The sequence below is a fragment of the Cystobacter fuscus DSM 2262 genome, assembly GCF_000335475.2.
GTDB lineage: Bacteria > Myxococcota > Myxococcia > Myxococcales > Myxococcaceae > Cystobacter > Cystobacter fuscus.
On record NZ_ANAH02000069.1, the window covers coordinates 86,358 to 107,786 of the forward strand.

Annotated in this window: 20 protein-coding genes and 1 pseudogene; 5 read left to right on the forward strand and 16 right to left on the reverse strand. The window is 69.6% G+C overall.

Annotation, left to right across the window (positions count from 1 at the left end):
• Positions 1 to 26 precede the first annotated feature (26 nt).
• Together D187_RS45150 and D187_RS45155 are read left to right on the forward strand one after the other, a co-directional pair.
• Positions 27 to 2,516, forward strand: a complete 2,490-nt coding sequence (locus D187_RS45150) for a glycoside hydrolase family 31 protein (RefSeq protein WP_002628339.1) — start codon at positions 27 to 29, stop codon at positions 2,514 to 2,516.
• A 259-nt stretch (positions 2,517 to 2,775) separates the two neighbouring features.
• Positions 2,776 to 4,038 carry a cytochrome P450 gene (locus tag D187_RS45155; protein ID WP_002628338.1) on the forward strand — a complete coding sequence of 421 codons (1,263 nt, stop codon included), beginning with the start codon at positions 2,776 to 2,778 and terminating at the stop codon, positions 4,036 to 4,038.
• A 5-nt stretch (positions 4,039 to 4,043) separates the two neighbouring features.
• Here the strand turns inward: D187_RS45155 and D187_RS45160 are convergent, their stop codons facing one another.
• Positions 4,044 to 4,790 carry a dienelactone hydrolase family protein gene (locus tag D187_RS45160; RefSeq protein ID WP_002628337.1) on the reverse strand — a complete coding sequence of 249 codons (747 nt, stop codon included), beginning with the start codon at positions 4,788 to 4,790 and terminating at the stop codon, positions 4,044 to 4,046.
• A 125-nt stretch (positions 4,791 to 4,915) separates the two neighbouring features.
• Between D187_RS45160 and D187_RS45165 the strand changes: the two genes are divergently transcribed.
• Complete coding sequence (locus tag D187_RS45165; RefSeq protein ID WP_002628336.1) at positions 4,916 to 5,677, forward strand: alpha/beta fold hydrolase; 762 nt, start codon at positions 4,916 to 4,918, stop codon at positions 5,675 to 5,677.
• A gap of 100 nt (positions 5,678 to 5,777) precedes the next feature.
• Here D187_RS45165 and D187_RS45170 read toward each other — a convergent pair whose 3' ends face one another.
• Both D187_RS45170 and D187_RS45175 read right to left on the reverse strand, forming a co-directional pair.
• Positions 5,778 to 6,341 carry an imm11 family protein gene (locus tag D187_RS45170; RefSeq protein WP_043434990.1) on the reverse strand — a complete coding sequence of 188 codons (564 nt, stop codon included), beginning with the start codon at positions 6,339 to 6,341 and terminating at the stop codon, positions 5,778 to 5,780.
• Between the two features lie 16 nt (positions 6,342 to 6,357).
• Positions 6,358 to 7,158 (reverse strand): annotated as a pseudogene (locus D187_RS45175) (AHH domain-containing protein); the annotation flags it as partial.
• 286 nt (positions 7,159 to 7,444) lie between these two features.
• On the opposite strand from D187_RS45175, the gene D187_RS45180 reads away from it, so the two are divergent.
• Positions 7,445 to 7,996 carry a hypothetical protein gene (locus tag D187_RS45180; RefSeq protein ID WP_043434993.1) on the forward strand — a complete coding sequence of 184 codons (552 nt, stop codon included), beginning with the start codon at positions 7,445 to 7,447 and terminating at the stop codon, positions 7,994 to 7,996.
• A 58-nt stretch (positions 7,997 to 8,054) separates the two neighbouring features.
• Here the strand turns inward: D187_RS45180 and D187_RS45185 are convergent, their stop codons facing one another.
• On the reverse strand, positions 8,055 to 8,753 hold the full coding sequence (locus D187_RS45185; RefSeq protein WP_002628332.1) for an esterase-like activity of phytase family protein: 699 nt from the start codon (positions 8,751 to 8,753) through the stop codon (positions 8,055 to 8,057).
• A 525-nt stretch (positions 8,754 to 9,278) separates the two neighbouring features.
• Between D187_RS45185 and D187_RS45190 the strand changes: the two genes are divergently transcribed.
• On the forward strand, positions 9,279 to 9,680 hold the full coding sequence (locus D187_RS45190; protein ID WP_002628331.1) for a septal ring lytic transglycosylase RlpA family protein: 402 nt from the start codon (positions 9,279 to 9,281) through the stop codon (positions 9,678 to 9,680).
• 111 nt (positions 9,681 to 9,791) lie between these two features.
• Here the strand turns inward: D187_RS45190 and D187_RS45195 are convergent, their stop codons facing one another.
• From D187_RS45195 to cobM, 12 genes are all read right to left on the reverse strand, one after another.
• Positions 9,792 to 10,667 (reverse strand): alpha/beta fold hydrolase, encoded by an 876-nt coding sequence (locus tag D187_RS45195; RefSeq protein WP_002628329.1) that lies wholly within the window; start codon positions 10,665 to 10,667, stop codon positions 9,792 to 9,794.
• Positions 10,668 to 10,906: 239 nt separating this feature from the next.
• Complete coding sequence (locus D187_RS45200; RefSeq protein ID WP_002628327.1) at positions 10,907 to 11,683, reverse strand: adenosylcobinamide-GDP ribazoletransferase; 777 nt, start codon at positions 11,681 to 11,683, stop codon at positions 10,907 to 10,909.
• The gene (gene cobT, locus D187_RS45205; RefSeq protein WP_002628325.1) at positions 11,683 to 12,732 is read right to left on the reverse strand and encodes a nicotinate-nucleotide--dimethylbenzimidazole phosphoribosyltransferase; all 1,050 of its coding nucleotides are present in this window, start codon (positions 12,730 to 12,732) and stop codon (positions 11,683 to 11,685) included. The genes D187_RS45200 and cobT overlap by 1 nt, the downstream gene beginning before the upstream one ends.
• Entirely contained in the window at positions 12,729 to 14,216 is a 1,488-nt protein-coding gene (locus D187_RS45210) for a cobyric acid synthase (RefSeq protein WP_002628323.1), read from the reverse strand. Before D187_RS45210 ends, cobT begins: the two co-directional genes overlap by 4 nt.
• Positions 14,213 to 15,265 carry a pyridoxal phosphate-dependent aminotransferase gene (locus D187_RS45215; protein WP_002628320.1) on the reverse strand — a complete coding sequence of 351 codons (1,053 nt, stop codon included), beginning with the start codon at positions 15,263 to 15,265 and terminating at the stop codon, positions 14,213 to 14,215. The genes D187_RS45210 and D187_RS45215 overlap by 4 nt, the downstream gene beginning before the upstream one ends.
• Entirely contained in the window at positions 15,243 to 16,196 is a 954-nt protein-coding gene (gene cbiB / locus D187_RS45220) for an adenosylcobinamide-phosphate synthase CbiB (RefSeq protein WP_002628319.1), read from the reverse strand. Before cbiB ends, D187_RS45215 begins: the two co-directional genes overlap by 23 nt.
• Positions 16,193 to 16,738: a bifunctional adenosylcobinamide kinase/adenosylcobinamide-phosphate guanylyltransferase gene (cobU, locus tag D187_RS45225; RefSeq protein ID WP_002628317.1), complete on the reverse strand. Its 546-nt coding sequence runs from the start codon at positions 16,736 to 16,738 to the stop codon at positions 16,193 to 16,195. Before cobU ends, cbiB begins: the two co-directional genes overlap by 4 nt.
• Positions 16,735 to 17,424: an adenosylcobinamide amidohydrolase gene (locus tag D187_RS45230; protein ID WP_002628315.1), complete on the reverse strand. Its 690-nt coding sequence runs from the start codon at positions 17,422 to 17,424 to the stop codon at positions 16,735 to 16,737. The genes cobU and D187_RS45230 overlap by 4 nt, the downstream gene beginning before the upstream one ends.
• The gene (locus D187_RS45235) at positions 17,421 to 18,812 is read right to left on the reverse strand and encodes a cobyrinic acid a,c-diamide synthase CobB (protein ID WP_002628314.1); all 1,392 of its coding nucleotides are present in this window, start codon (positions 18,810 to 18,812) and stop codon (positions 17,421 to 17,423) included. The genes D187_RS45230 and D187_RS45235 overlap by 4 nt, the downstream gene beginning before the upstream one ends.
• Complete coding sequence (cobO, locus tag D187_RS45240) at positions 18,812 to 19,342, reverse strand: cob(I)yrinic acid a,c-diamide adenosyltransferase (RefSeq protein ID WP_002628312.1); 531 nt, start codon at positions 19,340 to 19,342, stop codon at positions 18,812 to 18,814. The genes D187_RS45235 and cobO overlap by 1 nt, the downstream gene beginning before the upstream one ends.
• A complete protein-coding gene (gene cobA, locus D187_RS51360; protein WP_051256821.1) occupies positions 19,339 to 20,667 on the reverse strand; it encodes a uroporphyrinogen-III C-methyltransferase in 1,329 nt (442 codons plus the stop codon). Before cobA ends, cobO begins: the two co-directional genes overlap by 4 nt.
• Positions 20,657 to 21,424, reverse strand: a complete 768-nt coding sequence (cobM, locus tag D187_RS45250; RefSeq protein ID WP_002628310.1) for a precorrin-4 C(11)-methyltransferase — start codon at positions 21,422 to 21,424, stop codon at positions 20,657 to 20,659. The genes cobA and cobM overlap by 11 nt, the downstream gene beginning before the upstream one ends.
• Positions 21,425 to 21,429 lie beyond the last annotated feature (5 nt).

Genomic DNA, 21,429 nt, shown 5'->3' on the forward strand with positions numbered 1-21,429 from the left:
GACGGGTTTTGGTAGGGAGCGGCTCCATGCTCCCACTCCTCGCGGCCCTCTGGCTCACCGCGGCCCCGCTCCCCGCGGCTCCGCAAGCACTCACATCCGTCACCTCCTCCCGCGCCCTGTCCGATGGACTCGAGCTGCGCGCGGGAGAGGCGACCCTGCGCATCTCCGCCCTGCGTGACGACATCCTGAGAATCCGCGTCAGCCCGGGGGCCACCGCGCCGGAAGACGCCTCGTGGGCCGTGCTTCGCGAGGCCCGCACCCAGCGCGTCAAGGTGAAGGCCCTGCCGGAGAGCGAGGCCGCCGTCGGCTTCCGCACCGCGGCGCTCGAGGTCCGGGTCGAGAAGAATCCCCTGCGGCTGCTCATCCTCGATCTCCAGGGCAACCTCCTGTCGGCCGACGCGGTGGGCCGCCCCACGCAGTTCCTCGGAGGCGGCTTCCAGCTCACCAAGCAGATGCCCGCGGACGAGCACTACTTCGGCCTGGGCGACAAGGCGGGCCCGCTCGACCGCCGCGACCAGGCCTTCACCCTCTGGAACACCGACGCCTACCGGAACCAGGAGTCGACCGATCCCATCTACAAGAGCATTCCGTTCTTCATGGCCGTCCGCGCGGGCCGCGCCCACGGCATCCTGCTCGACAACACCTGGCGCACCCACTTCGACTTCGGCAAGCAGTGGCGCGACGCCTACTCCTTCGGCGCCGAGGGCGGCCCGCTCGAGTACTACTTCCTGCACGGGCCCGAGCCCCGGAAGGTGCTCGAGGGCTACACCTTCCTCACCGGTCCCGCGCCCCTGCCCCCGCGCTGGGCGCTCGGCTTCCAGCAGTCCCGCTTCAGCTACGAGCCCGAGTCCCGCGTGCGGGAAGTCGCCTCGCGCCTGAGGGCCGATCAGATCCCCTCGGACGTGCTCTTCCTGGACATCGACTACCTGGATCGCTTCCGCGCCTTCACCGTCGACAAGAGCAAGTTCCCGGATCTGCCCGGACTCATCCGAGACCTGGGCCAGCAGAACTTCCGGGTGATCACCATCTCCGACATGCACATCGCGAAGGCGCCCGACGCCGGGTACGCGCCGTATGACACGGGGGTCGCCGGCAACCACTTCGTCCACAACCCGGACGGCAGCCTCTTCGCCGGCCGTGTCTGGCCCGGCGACTCGGTGTTCCCCGACTTCACCCGCGCCCAGACGCGTGCCTGGTGGGGCTCGCTCTACAAGGAGCTGGTGGCGCAGGGCGTGGCGGGCCACTGGAACGACATGAACGAGCCCTCGGTCTTCTCTCCCCTCAAGACCCTGCCGCTCGACTCGGTGCACCGCATCGAGGAGCCCGGCTTCGAGAGCCGGAACGCCACTCACGCCGAGGTGCACAACGTCGTCGGCCTGCTGAACGCGCGCGCCACCTATGAGGGACTGTTGAAGCTCCAGCCCGAGGAACGGCCGTATGTCCTCACCCGCGCCACCTACGCGGGAGGCCACCGCTACGGCGCCACCTGGACGGGCGACAACAGCGCCACCTGGAACCAGCTGCGCCTGAGCACGCCCATGCTCTTGAACCTGGGGCTCAGCGGCTTCTCGCTCTCGGGGGTCGATGTCGGGGGATACTCGGGCACCCCCCCGGAAGAGCTGCTGACGCGCTGGTATGCGGTCGGCGCCTTCAATCCCCTCTTCCGCAGCCACGCCGAGAAGGGCACCGGCGACCACGAGGTCTGGGCCCATGGCCCCGCGCCCGCGGCCGTGCGCCGCCGCTACATCGAGACGCGCTACCGGCTGCTGCCCTACTTCTACACCCTGGCGGAGGAGAACTCGCGCACGGGCCTGCCCATGATGCGTCCCCTCTTCCTCGAGTTCCCCGTGGCCACCGAGGACAAGCATCCGCTGGATCTCGATGCCGGCCACGAGTTCATGCTCGGCCGCGCCCTGCTGGTGGCGCCCCCGCCCTTCCCCGAGAACCCGGATGTGTACCCCGTCACCCTGCCCCCCGGGGACTGGTTCGACTTCTGGACGGGCCGGAAGGCCGAGGGCACCCGGAGCGGCACCGCGCCAGCCAATGCATCCACGCCCTCGACCTTGAAGGTGACGCCCAAGCTGGACGAGCTGCCGGTGTTCGTCCGGGCCGGCAGCATCCTTCCCCTTCAGCCGCTGGTGCAGCACACGGCGCAAGTTCCCCAGGGCCCCCTGGAGCTGCGCGTCTACCCGGGACCGGACTGCCAGGGCGACCTCTACCTCGATGACGGCCACAGCCTCGCCTACAAGAAGGGCGCCTGGCTGCGGCAGCGCTTCTCCTGCCAGGTCGAGGCGAACGGGCTGAAGGTGACGCTGGCCCGGCCCACGGGCAGCTACCCGGCCTGGTGGAAGAGCGTGGACATCGTGGTCCACGACTGGCCCGAGGCCCGCACCTCCGCGACCCTCGCCCGGGGCGGCTCCCCCTCCGTCCGCTACGACGCCGCGACGCGCACCTTGCGCCTCTCGATTCCCGCCGATCGCGCGGGCTCGGAGCTGCGGCTGACACGCACCCCCTAGCCCTCCCGGCGAGCAAGACGAAGAAACCGACGCCAGGGCCCTCGTGCACCGTCCTGGCTCGGACGCCTCCGCCGCCGCGGAGGGTGTTCATCCCCCAGGGGACTGCACACCCTCCGCCGGACGGCGAGAGACCAGGACATGGAGTCGGATCTGGCTCCCCCTCGAGGATTGAGGCAGTGGCCTCCCTCGTCCATAGTTCCTGCCCGAGGCGAACCCGGCCACCGTCTCCTCCACGCCGGGCCGCCCGCCAGGAGAAGCCATGAGTTCCCCCACGTCCCCGCGTCCAGAGGCCGCGAGCGCATCCGGCTGCCCCTTCTCGGGCAGGACCTTCAACCCCTTCGCGCCCCCCCATCACGAGAACATGCAGGCCCTCTTCGCCCAGGCCCGGCGCGAGCAGCCCGTCTTCTTCAGTGAGGTCATGGGCGCCTGGGTGGTGACGCGCCACGAGGACATCTGCGCCGCCGTGGAGGATACGCAGCGCTTCTCCTCGAAACTCGACTCGCAGATCTTCGAGGCGCTGCTGCCGGAGCCCCGGGCGTACATGGCGGACGTGGGCTACCGCAAGATGCCCCTGATCTACGATGACCCCCCCGAGCACGCGCGCTCCCGGCAGATCGTCGCCCGGCTCTTCTCCAAGGAGAACCTCGCCGCGCTGGAGCCGCTCGTGCGCTCCATCACCGAGGAGCTGGTGGACGGGTTCGCCCAGGACCGGCAGGTGGAGCTGGTCAGCCGACTGGCCTACCCGCTGCCCATCCGGGTCATCTTCGCGTGGATGGGCCTGCCGCTGGAGCTGATGGACAACTTCAAGAAGTGGTCCCACCATCTCACCCTGATGCTGTCGCTCCAGGCCCGGACGCTGGAGCTGCAGAACGAGTGCGTGCGCGGGGTGACGGACATGCAGCGCTGCGTGGCGGAGCTCATCTCCGAGCGCGTGGCCCACCCGCGCGAGGATGGCCTGACCGTGCTGTCCCAATCGCTGATGGAGGGAACCACCCTGGAGGCGGCGGATCTGGCGGCCATGGTGATGCTACTGATCTCCGCCGGCCACGAGACCACCTCCAGCCTGATGGGAATGGCGGTACGCGTCCTGCTGGAGCAGCCCGAGCGCTGGCGACAGCTCCGCGAGGAGCCGCACACCCTTCCGCGGGTGGTCGAGGAGGTGCTGCGCTACGAGACGCCGATGGCCATCCTGGCCCGCCATACCGCCACGCAGGCCGAGCTGGGAGGGGTGACGATCCCGGCCGGAGCGCGGGTGCTGATGGTGGTGCTCTCGGGGAACCGGGACGAGCGGCGCTTCCCCGAGCCGGAGAGCTTCGACCCCAAGCGGCCCCAATTGGGGCAACACCTGGCCTTCGGCCGGGGCATCCACGTCTGCGTGGGCGCGGGCCTGGCCCGGCTGGAGGCGCGGGTGATGCTGGAAGTGCTCGCCCGTCGACTGCCCGGGCTGCGGATCGTGGAACCGCCCCGGCTGGTCCCTGGCCCGGTGCGCCACCACGAACAGCTCCTGCTCGCCTGGGACTGAACGCCTCAGCCCTTGAGCGTCCGGCCGAACAACGCGAGCAGCGTCTGCCAGTGCCGCTCGGAGGCATCCTTGTCGTAGACGGGCGAGCCCTCCACCGCGAAGCCATGGCGGGCGCCGACGTAGAGCTCGGATTGATGCTTGACACCCGCCGACTTCAGCGCCGCCTCCAGCCGCGAGATGGCCTCGGCGGGCATGAAGAAGTCCTGATCGGCATGGCCGAAATAGACCTCGCCCTTGAGCTTGCTGGCGAGGAGGTGCGGGCTGGAGGGCTCATCCGTGGCCAGCCGCCCGCCATGGTACGAGGCCGCCGCGACAATCCGGTCCGGGAAGTCGGCCATCACGCGCATGGCGACGGCGCCACCCATGCAGTAGCCCACCACGCCCACGCGAGAGCCCTTCACCTGGGGCTGGGCGGCGAGGAAGTCGAGCTGCGCGGCGGCATCGGTCCTGATGCGCTCGGGCGTGAGCGAGGCGATGAGCCCGAAGATGCGCTTGCGGAACGCCTCGTCCTCGAACGAGCCCTCCGTCAGGCCGGGCAGCGGCGCGCGGCCTTCCCGGTAGTAGACGTTGGGCAGCAGCACGACGTAGCCCGCCGCCACCAGCCGGTTCGCCATGGACTCGAACGCGGGACGGATGCCCATGGCATCCGTGACCAGGAGCACCGCCGGCCACTGTCCCTCTCCGTCAGGATGGTACAGCCTGGCGTCCAGCGTTCCCTCTGAGGTCTTGATGTCGACAGCTTGCACGGCCACGCGCCACCTCCAGTTCGAGCCGGAGGTGTCTAACGCATCGGGACGGACCTTCAACAGAATCCAGGGGAAAAGGGGATGCTGGAGGACACTCGCGCTGTGAACCCGATCGACGGCCCCCTCCCATCATGAAGCCTCTTCCGCCGAAGCAGAACGCCCACATCAACGGTCAGACCCTCGAGTACATCATCGCGGGTCAGGGCGCGCCCGCCCTCGTGCTCGTCAATGGTGCCGGTGGCCCAATCGAAGGATGGTTCAGGGTATGGGAGCCGCTGTCCACGCTGGGGACCGTCTTCGCGTACAACCGCCCAGGGATTGGCGGCAGCGGGAAGCCGGTGGTCCCGCAGACCGGAGAGGTCATCGTCGAGTCGCTTCGTGCGCTCCTGCGTCACGCCCACCTGTCTCCGCCCTACCTCCTGGTGGGTCATTCGCTCGGCGGCCTCGCCGTCAACCTCTTCGCCCGGACATTCCCAGAGGAGGTATCGGGCGTGGTGCTGCTCGAGGCCACCGCTCCCGAGGACGTCAGCGTCATGGCCAGGCATCAGGGCGGCGTTCAGCGTTTCGCCCAACGCACGCTCGATGCGCTCCTCGGAAAGGATGAACTCGGAGAGACGGAACACGTTTCACGCACCGTCGAGCTCATCCAGCGCGCGGGCCCCTTCCCAGACGTCCCACTCGTCGTGGTGACGGGAGGGAAACCCGCCATGACTTGGGCCACCCCGGCTCGAGCCCTCGCCGCTCGAGCGGAACACCAGCGGGGTCTGGCCGCACTGTCGCCCCAGGGAAAGCAGATCATCGCCAGCCGAAGCGGGCACTTCCCGCAACTCACGGAGCCAGGAGTCGTGGTGGATGCCGTGCGCTTCGTCCATGCTCGCCGGACCTCGCCGTGACGAGCAGGGTGAGCCCGTCCATGGGCCGCAGCACAGGAGGCACCGCTCCTGCCGAGTCCTGTCCAGGTGCGCAAGGCAGGACCCTTCCTGGAGCGACGCATCACACCTCGACGAACCGCGTGCCGGTGAAACCCTCCGCCTCCATGGCCTGTTTGATGTCCTCGGAGATGATGAGTCCCTGGGACCAGCCCCAGGTGCGGAAGATGCGCGCGTCCCCCACTTTCGATGTATTGATGCGCAAGCCCGCGACAACCCGATACATTCCCACCTTCTCGGGCTGACCGTCCTCATGCTTCCAGTACTGCACATCCTCACACCGGGCGTCGTCGATGCAGCGGATTGTGCGCAGCGTATTGAGGATGAAAAAGGGCCCTGCGTGCCCCTCCACCTGGGCGGGGATGAACTGCACGCCCTGGATGTCCAGGCGCGCGAAGAGCTGGACGAATCGAGTGTGGACCACGGGAATGGAGAAAGCGGCCCAGCAGAAGTCCAACGCCAGCCCATCAGGCTTCACTGGGAACCGGATTATCCTCTGAAGCTCAATCTGCTTGCCTTTGAAGAATTGCCAGGGATTGATCTGCTCACCCTTCTCATCCACGGGGCTTCTCAAGTGCCAGCGCCCTGGGTGATACCTGTCATCCATCAACTCGTAGTACCTGGACATGTTTTCCACTCCAGCCTCAGTCTCGAGATTTCGTCGCCAGTCGGTGGAGCAGCGACCCCGGGGTGCATACCTCATCAGCGATCCTCCTGAGCGCCGCTTGCAACTTCCTCCCGCATTGAGAGGTGGTTCCACAGTCTTCAGTCGCCGCGCCGAGCCTCTTGTATACCTCTTGATGATACTCCGCTGGATGCGAACCTTTGTGGCCCTTGAGATAGACGAGGTTCTCAGCCGCATCAAGGCTCATTCCAGCCAGTTTGAAGAACTCCTCGAACAGTGGCGTCCAGGGTCCTCCGTTCAGCGCGGAGACTTCGTTCTTGTTCGTGGCGAGATGGTGCCAGTGATAGCCGTCCTGGCTATCGGAGCCATCCGTGCAGGCGCTGCCCACGGTGGCCGCCGCCGTGCCCGCCGCCACTCCCGTGACGATGACAGTGCCGTCGGCCGCCATCTGCACCGTCAACGCGCCTCCCATCGTCATCCCTCTGGGTAACGAGAACCGGGGCGCACTCAGCAACGCTCCGAGTCCTTCCGTGGGGACATTGGGCAAGCCCCTGGCCACTCCCATGCTGGCCACCAGCATCAGCACCCTCAGCCCAGTGCCTCCCATCGCCTTGCCGAAGCGCTCGGCCGCTGCTTCGAGTTCCTGCACACTTCTCGCCGCTTCTGCCTCCTGGTACAGCTGTAGGCAGGCCCGAGCAACCCGGGTGAGTTCCCACGCGCCCACCGCCAGCGTCAGCCGGAGCGTCAGTGCCACCACGAAGGCCTTGGTGAAAACAGGCTCGGGCGCCAGCCACGCCGCGAAGTAAATGAAGACACAGAGAAGGTGCCAAAGAACTCGTTGCGACACCTCGCGCTGTTCGAGCCGTCCCTAAGAATAGGCTGACACCCTTCTCGGGACCCGCGCCCCCACGAAGCCGCGCCCACCCAACTCGACCGCACCGTGCGCCGCATCCACGCACTCCACCTCCCCGCCGACACGAGCATGCGCGCTCCCCGCGAACAGGAGGAGAGGCCGTGCAGTTCCCTCTAGGCACACGCCGGCCCAGGCCCCCTCGAAGCAGGGGACATGGTAGCGTGGCGGAGAGTTCCCGAAGGGAGGTGCGGCCGTGCGATTCATCTCGTGGTTGGAGCTTCTCATCGCCGGGACCGACCTGCCCCAACGGCTGATGGGCGGCGTGCTGGTATGCGGCGACGCCGCTCAGCAGGAACTCACCGGGGAGGCACTGGCACTGATTGACCAGTACGCCCCGGAGTTGAGACCCCAGTGTCAGGGTTTGCTGAACAGGGTGGTGGCCACGGAGGGAGACTCCTACTACTCGCGAAGTATTGGCGTCGTGTATGTGAATTTTAGCGAATGGACAGACGCTTTTCCCTTGGCGGTGCTGATTTTGTACTACCTGGAGCGTGGGCGCCTGTTCGCGGCATTGCCCAAGGTACGGACTCTAGAGGCAAAGGCGAGGATTCGCGCGAGTTGGATCGAGCCCAGGCGCTTTGTCGAGTGGTATGGCGAGACGCACGACCTGGAGGAAGAGGAGATCGAGGCCATGATGGAGATGATCGACACGCTCGAGGAGACCCAGCTCCGGGATTTAGAGAGATCGGGGCTGTACTGGCGCGTTCAGCTCCTGCGCGAAGCGTTCCGGCTTTTAAAATCATGAGACGAATGGAGACCGGCCCGCTGCCGGAGGATTCTCCCTCCGGGGCAGCGGGCGTGCCTCACAGCCTGCCCAGCTCCTGGTCGAGGTCGATGACGATGAACTCCGTCTCCTCGGCCTTGCCCGCGCGACGGCCGGCGCTGAACGGATAGTTGTTGTCATTGATGATGCCGATGCGCCGACGGTCGAAGGCGACCACGTCCTCGATGGTGGTGAAGGGGAAGGAGAAGGTCTCGCCCAGTCCCAGGCCCTCCGAGCCGCTGGAGAGGCCATTCGGGTCCGTGATCTTCATCAGGTCCACCGCCAGCCGCTTGCGCACGGGCCTCCCCTCCCCCTCCAGCTTCACCTCGAAGAGGGCCTTGTGGACGGCCTGCTCGCGCTCGAAGTTGTCGCGCTCGATGACCAGCCCGTGCGTGTCGTCCACGAGGATGAAGTCACCAATGTTGGTGCCCTTCTCCTCGAGCACGTACTCGTACTTCACGCCGGTGTAGCGGCGGCTCTCGATGTCGAACTCGTGGATGAGCAGGGTCTTGTCCTTGCCTCCGACCAGCGTCTTCTCCAGCAGCGGCAGCAGCTTCTTGCCGTCCGGGGTGAGGGCCATGCCCTCGAAGCCGCCACTGCCATTCACGCGGAAGGTGAAGCCGGGAGCGGTGGAGCGGTACGGCCAGGGCAGGCCTCCGAGCCACGGCGTGGTGTGCGCCCCCTCGGGCTGGAGGTTGGTGCCCTCGTCCGAGCCCTTGACGGCCGGGTCCGCGTACACCGGCGAGTCCCCGAAGAGGTGGACGGTGCGCAGTTGTCGGCCATCACCAGGAACGAGCCGTCCCGGTTGTCCAGCACCGCGGAGAAGCCCTGCACGGGCTGCTTCGCGAAGGGGACCTGGACGCCGTTCTTGTTGGTGCCGGAGAACTCGCCCGAGGCGGGGCCCTCGGCGAAGGTGTCCGCCGGGAGCACGGCGCGGCCGAAGAGCTGGGGCCTGTCGGGGAACGGCTCGGCGTGGGGTGGCCGGGGTTCGTTGCAGCCGGCGACGGAGGCCAGCAGGCTCATCAGCAGCCACCGCGAGGTGGACGGGCGAAAGGAAGACAAGAGGGATGTCATGCCCGTGGCAAGTACCGGACATGCAGGGTGTCACCGTCGCTGGAGGGTGGAGTTTGTGTCACGTCCTCGCGGGAACGCGCGCTTAAACCCGAAAAAATGCGCCGATTGCTCCTAGGCGACATCGCGTCCCTGCTCGAAGCAGTGAGACCCGACCCACACCGATTCCCGGTAGCAAGAGAGGAAGGCCCGTATGAACAAGAAGCTCGTTCGTCGAACCGCCATTTCCGCGACCGTCATGGGCCTGCTCGGCCTGGCGGGCTCCCTGGTCGTGCCCTCCGCCAATGCCTCCCAGGCAAGCACCCTGGCCACCTGCAACGCGACCTGGTACGGCGCGGAGGGCGAAATCCCCGAGGGATGGCCGACCGCCAGCGGTGAGCCCTTCAGCCGCTGGGCGCTCAAGGCCGCGCACAACTCCCTGCCGTTCGGCACCCGGGTCAAGGTGACCTACCAGGGCCGGTCCGTCACCGTGACCATCAATGATCGCGGAGGCTTTGGCGGCGCGACGTGCCTGGACCTCACCTACGGAGCGTTCACGCAGATCGCCAATACCGACCTCGGCGTCATCCCCGTGCAATACGAGATCCTCAGGTAAGGTCACGCCGGTGCGCCAGGAAGAATCTCCTCTGGCGCACCGGCGAGGCCCCGCGCTTCGGCGGAGGTAGCGTCGTTGTCGAACAGGAAGGTGAGGTGCCCTCCTCCTGCCCTACTCCTGGATGAAGGCCAGCAGGTCGCGGTTGATGACGTCCTTGTTGATCGAGCACATGCCGTGGCTGAAGCCCGGATAACTCTTGAGCCGCGCGCCCTTGACCAGCGAGACCGTGAGCTTCGCCGCGCCGTCGATCGGCACGATCTGATCGTCGTCGCCGTGCATCACCAGCGTCGGCACGTCGAACCTGGCGAGATCGGCGCGGAAGTCGGTCTCCGAGAAGGCCTTGATGCAGTCGTACTCGGCCTTCAGCCCGCCCATCATGCCCTGCATCCAGAAGCTGTCGCGCAGACCTTCCGAGACCTTCACGCCCGGGCGGTTGAAGCCGTAGAACGCCACGCTCAGCTCCTTGAAGAAGCTCGAGCGGTCACCGAGCACCCCGGCGCGGATGCCATCGAACACGTCGATGGGCAGGCCGTTCGGGTGCCAGTCGGTCTTGAGCATGATCGGTGGCACGGCGCCGATGAGCACGGCCTTGGCGACACGCGAGGTTCCGTGACGGCCGATGTAGCGCGTGACTTCGCCGCCTCCGGTCGAGTGACCGACATGGATGGCCTTCTCGAGGCCGAGCGCGGCGGTCAACTGAGCGAGATCATCCGCATAGGTGTCCATGTCGTGGCCGTCCCACGGCTGTGACGAGCGGCCGTGACCGCGGCGATCGTGGGCGATGGTGCGGTAGCCCCGCGCCGACAGGAACAGCATCTGATCCTCCCACGCGTCCGCGGTGAGCGGCCAGCCATGAGAGAAGACGACGGGCTTGCCATTCTTCGGGCCCCAGTCCTTGAAGTAGATCTGGGTGCCGTCCCGCGTGGTGAGATAGCTGCCAGAGATCTTGCCCGCGCGCTCGGCGAGCGAATCCGTCTGGGTGGTCATGGATGTTTCCTTTCAGCGTGTGAGGGAACAGACAACCGTGATCCTGCACGTCTGGGCTTCGACCCTCCATCGTACCGGGGTTTGAACGACCCCATACCAAGGTTCAGGTCAATCGACCCATCTGTACAAAAGACGGTGCAAGCGGTGGCCACCCTAATCACCGCCGAATCCCGCCGAATCACTCAAAGGAGTGAGCCATGACTACCCATCAGCTTCATCGGTCCCTAGAACGACCTCGCTCAGGCCACCTCACCCCGTGCCAGCGCCAGGACGAGCAGCAGGGCGCATTCCCCCACCTGCTGCGTGGCCCCGAGGAAGTCCCCGGTGATGCCCCCCGCGCGCACCCAGAAGCGCCAGCCGCACACGAGCGCGGTGAGGCCGGCGGCCGCCAGGAGCGCCCACGCCGTGGCCGGCTCCAACCCTCCCCGCCAGAGCAGCGCTCCCATCAGCAGCACGGGACAGGCGGTGGCCAGCATCGCCTGGGCCCGGGAGACGCGCACCATGCTCTGGCTGCGTGAGGTCGCATTGCTCGACACATAGGGCAGGCTCACCATCAGCCAGATGGGCGGCGTGCGCGCCAGGCACTGGCTCAGCACGAGGGCCAGGGGCGCGGCCTCATCGAGCCTCGCCAGCAGCGCGATGCGCAGCACCAGCACGACGCACAGCGCCGCCGCGCCGAAGGAGCCGATGCGGCTGTCCTTGAGGATCTCGAAGAGGCGCGTGCGGTCATACGCCCCCCCGAGCGCGTCGGCGGTGTCGGCCAGGCCGTCCTCGTGAAGCGCCCCCGTGAGCAGCATCCCCACGCCCACCACCAACGCGGCGGCGACCAGCGGCCCCGCCCGCTCGACGGCCAGCCAGATCAACGCCAGCAGCCCACCGAGGCTCGCGCCCACCAGGGGAAACCAGCCCGAGGCCCACTGCCAGTCCGCCGGGGCGTAGGGAAAGCCCCCCACGGGAATGCGGGTGTAGAAGGCGAAGGCCGCACGGGCGCCCCGAAGCACGGGAGGAAGCGGCATCAGCCCCGTCCCTTGTCTGGAACCCCGGCCTCCTCGAAGGTGGCCATGCCCGCGTGAAGCGCGCACGCGGCGTCCACCAGCGGCAGGGCCGTGAGCGCGCCACTGCCCTCCCCCAGCCGCATTCCCAGCTCGAGCAGCGGCCTGGCGCCAAGCGCCTCCAGGACATGCCGGTGGCCCGCCTCCGCCGAGCGGTGGGCGAACAGCATCCACTCCCGCGCTCCCGGCGCCATCCGCTCCAGCGCCAGCATGGCCACCGAGACGATGAAGCCGTCCACCAGCACGGCCTTGCGCCGCTCGATGGCCCGCCCCGCCGCGCCCACCAGGGCCGCGATGTCCCGTCCCCCCGCGGCCCGCACGGCACGCTCGGGACTCGCGCCCCGGAGCCGCCGCACCGCGTCGCGTACCACCTCCACCTTGCGCGCCAGGCCCGCCTCGTCCACGCCCGTGCCCCGGCCCACCACCTCCTCCGCCTCCCGTCCGAGCAGCAGCGCCGCCACCGCGGCCGCCACGGTGGTGTTGCCAATGCCCATCTCTCCCAGCACCACCAGGCGCACCTCGTCCGGGAGCGCGTCCACCTCCGCGGCTCCCGCCGCCAGTGCGCGCTGGAAGGTGGCCTCGCTCATCGCGTCCTCCACCCGCAGGTCTCCCCCCGGCTCGTCCGCCACCGGGTCGCGCCGGAAGGAGACGCCCTCGACGGGAAGGGGCGAGAGCGGCCGCATCACCCCCACGTCCACCACGCGCAGCGGCACGCCCAGGTGCCGGCACAGGACGCTGGAGGCCGCGCCTCCCCGAAGGAAGTTCTCCACCATGGCCCCGGTGACGGCCGGCGGATAGGGCGAGACACCGTGGCGGGTGACGGCATGATCCGACGCGAAGAGCAGGGCCGCCGCGGGCCGGCTCCGAGGCAGGGGCGTGCCCTGCAGCGCGGCCAGCTTCACCGCCACCTCCTCCAGCACCCCCAGGCTGCCCGGGGGCTTGGTGAGGCGCGACTGTCTTTCCCGTGCACGCTCGGCCGCGGCCTGGTCCGGCTCCGGAATCCGTGGACTCACAGCCCCACCATCTGGTCGAGGTGCGCGAGATCCAGGGCACTCGCGAAGTGATCGGCGAGCACCTCGTAAGGGTCGGCCGGTGAGAAACCCGCCGTCTCCACACCGAGCTCCGCCAGCAGCGCCCGCCGCACCGGCACGTTCTCGAAGAGGCCGTGCACGAGGGTGCCCGCCACCCTCCCTCCCCGGGTCACGCAGCCCTCGGGCACCTGGCCCGCCATCTCGCCAGGCCGCACTCGCATGCCGAAGGGTTGTGCGCCCGGCGCCACCGTCACCTGTCCGCAATGGATTTCATAGCCCCGCACCTCGGCGCCTCCCGCGGCGCGCATCCCCGGCAGCCCCTCCCCGAGCCGCAGGGACACCGGCGCGGTGGACTTCTCCTTCTCGAAGCGCGTCACCACCGGCAGCAGGCCCAGCCCCGCCACATCCGGCTCCGGCGACTCCACACCCAGCGGATCGAGAATGCGCTCGCCCATCATCTGGTAGCCACCGCAGATGCCCAGCACCGGTTGCCCCTCGTGCACCCGCCGCACCAGCGCCCCCGCCAACCCCGTGCGCCGCAGCCAGGCCAGATCGTTCGCCGTGCACTTGGTGCCTGGGATGATGACGAGCCGCGCTCCCTCCAGTTCCTCGGGCCGCTCGCACCAACGCACCTCGACACCCGGCTCGCGCGCCAGGGGCTCGAACTCATCGAAGTTGGACAGGCGCGGCAGTCTCAGGATGCACACGAGCGCTTCACCCCGCCCCTCCGGCTCTCCCTTGCGCAGATCCAACGAGTCCTCACTGGCGATGCCCGTGTCTCCCAGGTGGGGGATGACTCCGGCCACGCGGATGCCGCACCGCTTCTCCAGGAAGCGCACCCCTCCCTCGAAGAGGGATGGGTCGCCGCGGAACTTGTTCACCACCAGGGCCCGCACCCGCGCCCGCTCCGAGGGCTCGAGCAGCTCCAACGTCCCCACCAGCGCCGCCAGCGCCCCTCCCCGCTCGATGTCCGTCACCAGGGCCACCGGAGCGTCGGCTCGCTCGGCCACCCACATGTTCACGAGGTCGCGATCCTTGAGGTTCACCTCCGCCGGGCTGCCCGCCCCCTCGATGATGACCAGCTCATGGCGCTCGCGCAGGGTGTCCAACGCCTGCCCCACCACCTCGCGCAGCTCGGGCTTGCGCCGGTGGTAGTCGCGGAAGTGCATGCTGCCCAGCACCCGGCCCATCACCACCACCTGGGAGCCCGACGTCGTCTCCGGTTTGAGGAGGATGGGATTCATCTCCGCGCACGGCACCGCCCGCGCCGCCTCGGCCTGGGCGTACTGGGCCCGGCCAATCTCCGCTCCATCCGGCGTCACCGCGGAGTTGAGGGCCATGTTCTGCGACTTGAAGGGCGCCACCTTGAAACCCCGCCGCGCGTAGATGCGGCAGAGGGCCGTCACCAGCAGACTCTTGCCCACGCTGGAGGCGGTGCCTTGGATCATCAGGGTACGGGCCTTCATTCGAGCGACTCCCGGGCGCGCCGCCAGGCAGCGCGCAGAAGGGGATGGTCCGCCTCGGGTCTCACGCCGAGGCGGATGTGATGCGGAAGGCCGAGGCTGGTGCAATCCCTCACCCGGATGCCGGCCTGGGTCGCGGCCGTGGCGAAGGCGCGAGCCTCGGGTACCCGGCACAGGAGGAACGTGCCCCCGGAGGCGTCCACCCGGGCGCCGGCCTCGGCCAGGAGTGATTGCTGCGCGCCCCGCAGCCGGGCCACCTCGGCCCGCACCGCATCCACCTGCGCGAGACAGTCGAGCGCCACGCGGCCCGCCGCCAGCGCTGGCGCCGACACGTTCCAGGGCGGAAGGGACGCCTGCACCGCGCGAAGCAGCCGTGGCTCGCCCAGCAGATAGCCGAGCCGCAGCCCCGGCAGGGCGAACACCTTGGTGAGGGAGCGCAGCACCACGACATTGCCTCCCGGGCTCACGGGCGGCACGTCCTCGAAGAGCGGCTGGTAGGCCTCGTCCACCACCACCAGCGTCTCGGGCGAGGCCGCCGCCGCGGCCCGCACCGCCTCCATCGGGAAGACGGAGAGACAGGGATTGCTCGGCCGGCACACGAAGAGCAGTGACGGCGTGTGGCGGCGGAGCATGGCGAGCAACGCCTCGAGGTTCCAAGCGAAGGGCGGCCCCTCGGCGGCGAGGGACTCCACCGTGGCGCCGCTGGCGCGCACCGCCTGGGCGTACTCCGCGAAGGCGGGGGTGAGCACCACCGCGCTCCGTCCCGGCCCGGCGAAGGCGCGAGCCAGGGCCCAGATGAGCTCCACCGAGCCATTGCCCACCACCACCCCATCGAGCGGCAGCCCATGCAGCTCGGCCACGCGCTCGCGCAGGGGGAGCCCGGTGGGGTGCGGGTAGCGCCGCACGTCGGCGGCACGGAAGGCCTCGAGCACCGCTTCCGGGGGAGGCAGTGGGGAGATGCCCGTGCTGAAGTCCACGCACCCGGGCGCCGCGTCCCCGCCATGCGGGGGGAGCTCCAGGTGCCACAACTCAGGGCGAGGCGAGGGCAACACGGAACCCCTCCCCATAGACATAGGCGGCCGTCAGCGTCGCGGCCAGCAACGAGGCCGCCACCATGAGGAAGACCGCCCGGCGGATGTCCTCCGCTCCTGGCTGGCGTCCTCCGGCGCCCAGCCGGTAGTGCCCCACCTTCTCCAACTCCACCCCCAAGCCTCCGGCCACCGCGGCCATGGGACGGCCCGCGTTGGGGCTCTCGGTGGCGGCGCCGTCGCGCCACCAGGAGAGCACCGCCCGGGCCGGAGACGCACCACACAGCGCGCACGCCAGCACGAGGAGCGCGGCGGACAGGCGCGCGGGCACCAGGTTGAGGACGTCGTCCAGCCGGGCGGCGGCCTTGCCCAACCACTCCAGCTCTCCGCGGTAGCCAATCATCGCATCCAGGGTGTTGGCCGCCCGGTACGCGAGCGCCCCGGGGACGCCCGCCACCGCGTAGAAGAGCAGCGGTGCCACCACCGAGTCCGAGGTGTTCTCCGCCACCGACTCCACCGCCGCCGCCGCCAACAGCGGGGGCTCCAGGCCCGTGGTGTCGCGCGACACGAGGCTGCGCAAGGCGAAGCGGGCCGCGGGCGCATCCCCCTCGCTCAGCGCGCGGAAGACGGCCAGGCCCGCCTCGGCGAGCGCCCGCACCGCGAAGGCGCTCTTGAGGAGGTACACCTCGAGCGCCAGCTGCACGAGGGGCCATGGGGAGACGAGGCGCAGCAGTGCCCACGCTCCGAGTCCGAAGAGGACGGGACCCGTCACCGCCATCACCAGTCCGTGGAGAAAGGCGGGAACGGGCGCGCGGGGCGCCAGCCGGCGCAGGCGCCGTTGCAGGCGTCCCATCCACACCACGGGGTGCAGCACCGTGGGAGGCTCGCCCCAGGTGAGGTCCACCACGAGCGCGGCCACCAGCACCAGGACCGCATGCAGTCCCCCGTCCATCATCCGCCCGCCCCCACCACCCAGTTGCCCGGCTTGATGCGCAGCAGCAGCCCGAGCGCGCCGAAATACACCTCGTCCGCCGCGGCCGCCAGGCGCTGGTGCGCTCCACCACTCACGTCGCGGAAGGTGCGTCCCAGCGGCGTCTCGGGGACCAGGCCCATGCCGACCTCGTTGGTCACCAGGATGGTGGCGCTCCGCCTCCGCTGGAGCACTCCCACCAGCCGATCCACCTCGCCGAGGATGCGCTGCGCGTCATCCCCCCGAAGCAGGAGGTTGGACAGCCACAGCGTCACGCAGTCCACCACCGCCACGTCCGCCGCGTCCTCTTCCAGCACCTCGCACAGCCGGCGCGGCTCCTCCACCGTCTCGAAGAGACCGATCCGCTCCTCCCGGTGGCGCCGCGCCCGCTCGCGCATCTCATCGTCGAAGGGCTCGGAGGTGGCGATGAAGGTGCGCCGCGTTCCCAACTTCTGGGCCAGCTCGAGCGCGAAGCGGCTCTTGCCACAACGCACGCCGCCGCCCACCAGGACGATCTTCCCGCTCACCGCACACCTCGCTCTTCCAGCCAACGGCGCACCCCGCGCGCGGTGGCCTCTCGCACCGCGCCTCCCAGCAGGCTGCCGAGCCGGGTGTGCTTGCCCATGTACTCCTCTCCTCCGGGCCCTTCCGGCGCCGCCACCACGATGCAATCGGTGCCCGTGCCGGTGGCCACCCGCAGCGAGCGGCGGCTGGGCACTCGTGCCTCCATGAGGGCCGCCGTCCGGGCCTCCGCCGCGAGCGCCAGGGCCTCCACCAGCGCGCTCTCCGAGAGGGGCTGGGACAGCTGACACAGCAGGTTGATGGTGCCCACGCTCCGCAGGGGCCCGGGCTCATCTCCGGCCGCCAGCGCGTTGCCCAGCCCCACGGTGGCCACGCAGCGCGCCGAGAGCGCCCCGGACGCGAGGTGCACGTCATCGAAGGTGGACACGTCGCGCGAAGTGAGCAGGCCCACCGTCTCCCCTGGCGACTCCTCTCCGAGGCTGGCCGTGAGGAGCGCCAGCGGATCCACGCCCGGCACCAGCTCGTCGTCACGCACCTGCCGCCACACCACCGCCCGGGCGCGCCGACGGCCTCCGTTGAGGAGGGCCCACGAGAGGACGGCATGCGGACGGGCGAAGCGCACCACGAGCACCTGCCCGCCTCCCCGCAGGGAAGGTGCTTCCCCCTCGGGCGTGGCGAGGGCGGCCGTCATGTCCCTTGCTCCTTGAAGGCGCGCGCCGAGGCCACGAGTCCCTCGGCGACCAGGGGATTGGAGGCCCAGTGGGCGTGGACGTAGGAGGCCAGCACGTTGGGCGGGCCGAAGCCCTCGGTATGGATGGTGCCGCCGCGACGCTTGCGGATGCGCAGGACGCCCCCCTGCTCGGGGACTCCCTCCAGCGTGGAGTAGCGGAACTGGTGCCCGCGGAAGCGCAGCCCCGCTCCGCCCAGCACGGTGCGCACCGTCGTCTCCACCTCCACGTAGCCGAGCGCCTGGAGCTTGGGCGCCATCACCGCCACCCCGGGCACCAGCCCCACCATGGGGAAGTCCCGGCCCTCGAGGGTGCGGATGGCCTGGCTGAGGTACATCATCCCGCCGCACTCGGCGTAGATGGGGCCGCCGCGCGCGGCGAAGTCGGAGAGGGCGCGCCGCAGGGAGCGGTTGTCGGCCAGCCGCTGCGCATGCAGCTCCGGGTAGCCGCCTCCGAGGTAGACGGCGTGCACGTCCGGAGGGAGCGCCGCGTCCGCGAGCGGCGAGAAGGGCACGCACTGCGCGCCGAGCCGCTCGAGCCGCCGCAGGTTGTCCGCGTAATAGAAATGGAAGGCGGCATCCCGGGCCACCGCGATGCGGCAGGTGATGGGGGCCTCGGAGCGGTCCTCCTCCGGTGCCTCCGGCAGGGCCGGGGCCTCTCGCGCGAGGCGAAGGAAGGTCTCCGGGTCATTCCATTCGGAGAGCAGCGTGCCCCAGGCGTCGAAGTGCCCCGAGGGGATGCTCTCCTCGGAAGCGGTGAGCAGGCCCAGGTGGCGCTCGGGAAAGGCGAGTGCCTCCTGGGCGGGCAGTCCGCCCACCACGGGCACCGCCGTGCCACGCGCCGCGCGCTGGAGCAGCTCCAGGTGGCTGCGGCTGCCCACGCGGTTGGCGAAGAGGCCCGCCACCTTCAGCTCCGGATCGAAGGCCGCCAGCCCGGTGCCGATGGCGGCGATGGTGCGCGCCATGCCCGAGACATCCACCACCGCGAGCACGGGCGCCGCCAGCCATTTGGCCACCTGCGCCGCCGAGCCCTCCTCCGAGTCCGGCGAGGCCCCGTCATAGAGCCCCATCACCCCCTCGATGAGCGCCACGTCGTGGCCCTGACTGGCGTGCCGGAAGGTGGAGACGACGGCATCGCGGCCCATCAGCCAGCCATCGAGGTTGTGGCACGGCGCCCCGGTGGTGCGCGCGTGGTAGCTCGGATCGAGGTAGTCCGGACCGCACTTGAAGGTGGCCACCTTCAGGCCGCGCGCCTGGAACGCCCGGGTGAGGGCCACCATGACGGTCGTCTTGCCCACGCCGCTGGACGTGCCCGCCACCACCAGCCGGGGAATCAGAGGAGCGCCGTCCATCAGAAGTCGAGCCCCACCTGGGCGGGAATGCCCTTCTCGAAGGGATGGCGCACGTTGCGCATCTCGGTGACGAGCTCCGCCGCCGCCACCAGGGGCTCCGGAGCGGAGCGCCCGGTGATGATCACATGCACGTGGGAGGGCCGTGCCGCCAGCGCCTCCATCACCTCGTCCACGGGGACGAAGCCGTAATTGAGCACGTACGTCAGCTCATCGAGCACCACCACCTCGTGCTCGCCGCTCGTCATCAGCCGCCGGGCCTCGGCCCAGGCCTCCTGGGCGGCTCGCTTGTCCCGGGAGATGTCCTCGCTCTCCCAGGTGAAACCCCGGCCCATGGTGAGGAAGACGAGCCCGGGAATGGTCTCCGCATAGGTGCGCTCGCCCGTCTTCCACTTGCCCTTGATGAACTGCACCACCGCGGGCTTCATCCCCCGGCCGAGCGCGCGGAACACCACGCCGAGCGCGGCGGTGGTCTTCCCCTTGCCATCTCCCGTGTAGACGACCAGCAGTCCCTTCGTCGGCCTCGCGTTCACGTCCCACGCTCCTGTCGTTCGAACCACGAGAGGCGCTCGCGCAGCCGCACCACCTCGCCCACCACCACCAGGGCTGGCGGCCCCAGCACGTTGTGCTCCCGCACCTGCTCGGCGAGCGTCTCCAGGGTGCCCACCACCACCACCTGCTCGGGCGAGGTGGCCGCGGCGATGTAGGCCGCGGGCGTCTGGGGGCTGCGTCCACACTCCACCAGCCGGGCCAGGTTGGCCTCCAGCTTCCGGGTGGCCATGAAGAGCACCAGCGTGCCTCCGGCCGCGCCCAGCTTCTCCCAGTTCGTGAGGCTGCGAGGCCCCTCGAGGTCATGCCCCGTGACGAAGGACACGTCGGAGGCGTACTGCCGGTGGGTGAGCGGAATGCCGGCGTAGGCGGCGGCGCCGAGCGCGGCCGAGATGCCGGGCACCACCTCGTAGGCGATGCCCGCCTCGAGCAACTCCTCCGCCTCCTCACCGCCTCGCCCGAAGATGAACGGATCTCCCTGCTTCAAGCGCACCACGTGCCGCCCGGCGCGGGCCCGCTCGAGCACCGCCGGGTGCAACCGGTAGCCGGCCTGGGTGGAGCCCTGGTTGCGGTGACCCACGAGGATGCGTTCCGCCTGGGGTCCGATCTCCGCGAGCACCGCCGGGGGGATGAGGGCGTCGTAGGCCACCACCTCCGCCTGTTGCAGCAGGGTGCGCGCCCGCACGGTGAGCAGTCCCGGATCTCCCGGCCCCGCGCCCACCAGGGACACGAAACCGCCCCGGCGTTCGTCCCGCCCGCGCCCGAGGGCCTCCTCGCAGAAGCGCACCCGCTCCTCCAGCGAGGCGTGCGAGTCCGGAACGAAGTGCAACCGCGCGGCGGAGACGGAGCGGCGCACGAGCGACTCGAGGACGAGCTGGTAGCGCATCTCGTCCATCGGGCTGTCACTCCGGATGCCGTCCCGCTCGTAGGGGATGACGCCCCAGGGGAGGACGAAGAGGGCGTCATAGTGCCCCCCGAGCGCCGGAGTCTCGAAGAACTCCGGCACGAGCTCCGCGCACCCGTGCTGGAGCGCATAGGCGGCGAAGTCCGTGGCGCAGTTGTCCGCCACGAAGCCCTCCCGCTGCTCCTCCTCGCGCCGCCGGCGCACGGCCCACAGCTCCCGGAGCACCTGCGCGCGCTCGGGCACGGGCAACTGCGCCAGGCGCTTGCCGGTGCGCAGGACGAACTCCCGCGTCTCCTCGGGGACGATGGGCAGCCCGAGGCGGCTCGCCAGCGCGTTCACGAGCGTCGTCTTCCCCACCCCGGCCGCGCCGGTGATGGCAATGCGCAACGGCCGCTCAGGGCGCATCTTCCGTCCCCTTTCGGAAGCGGTGGGTGAAGGTCGGGTCGTACAAGCGCGAGTTGGCGAAGTCCTTCGCCTCCAGCACCTCGCCCACCAGGATCATCGCGGTCGCGTTGATGCGCTCGGCGCGCACCTTGTCGCCGATGTCCGCCAGGGTGCCGCGCACCACCTTCTGGTCCGGCCAGGTGGCCTTCTGCACCACCGCCACGGGGCAGTCCGGCCCGTAGGAGGGCAGCAGCCGCTCCACCACGTCGCGGATGAGTCCCGCGCTGAGGAAGAGCGCCAGGGTGGCACGGTGGCGCGCCAGATCCTCCAGCTTCTCGCCCTCCGGCATGAGGGTGCGTCCCTCGGCGCGGGTGACGATGACCGTCTGTGACAGCTCGGGCAGCGTCAGCTCCTTGCCCAGCACCGCGGCCGCGGCGGTGAAGGAAGACACTCCCGGGATGATCTCGTAGGGGATGCCGAGCTCGACGAGTCTGCGCATCTGCTCCGCGGTGGAGCCGAAGATGGACGGATCTCCCGTGTGCACGCGGGCCACGTCCTGATCCGCGGCATGGGCCTCCTTGAGGACGTCGATGATCTGCTCGAGCGTCATGGACGAGGAGTCGAGCACCCGCGCATCCGGCCGGGCCCGGGCGATGACCGCCTGCGGGACGAGCGAGCCGGTGTAGAGCACCACGGGGCACTGCTCGACGAGCTCGGCCCCGCGCACGGTGATGAGCTTGGGATCTCCGGGTCCGGCACCGATGATGTAGACCTTCATTGTCT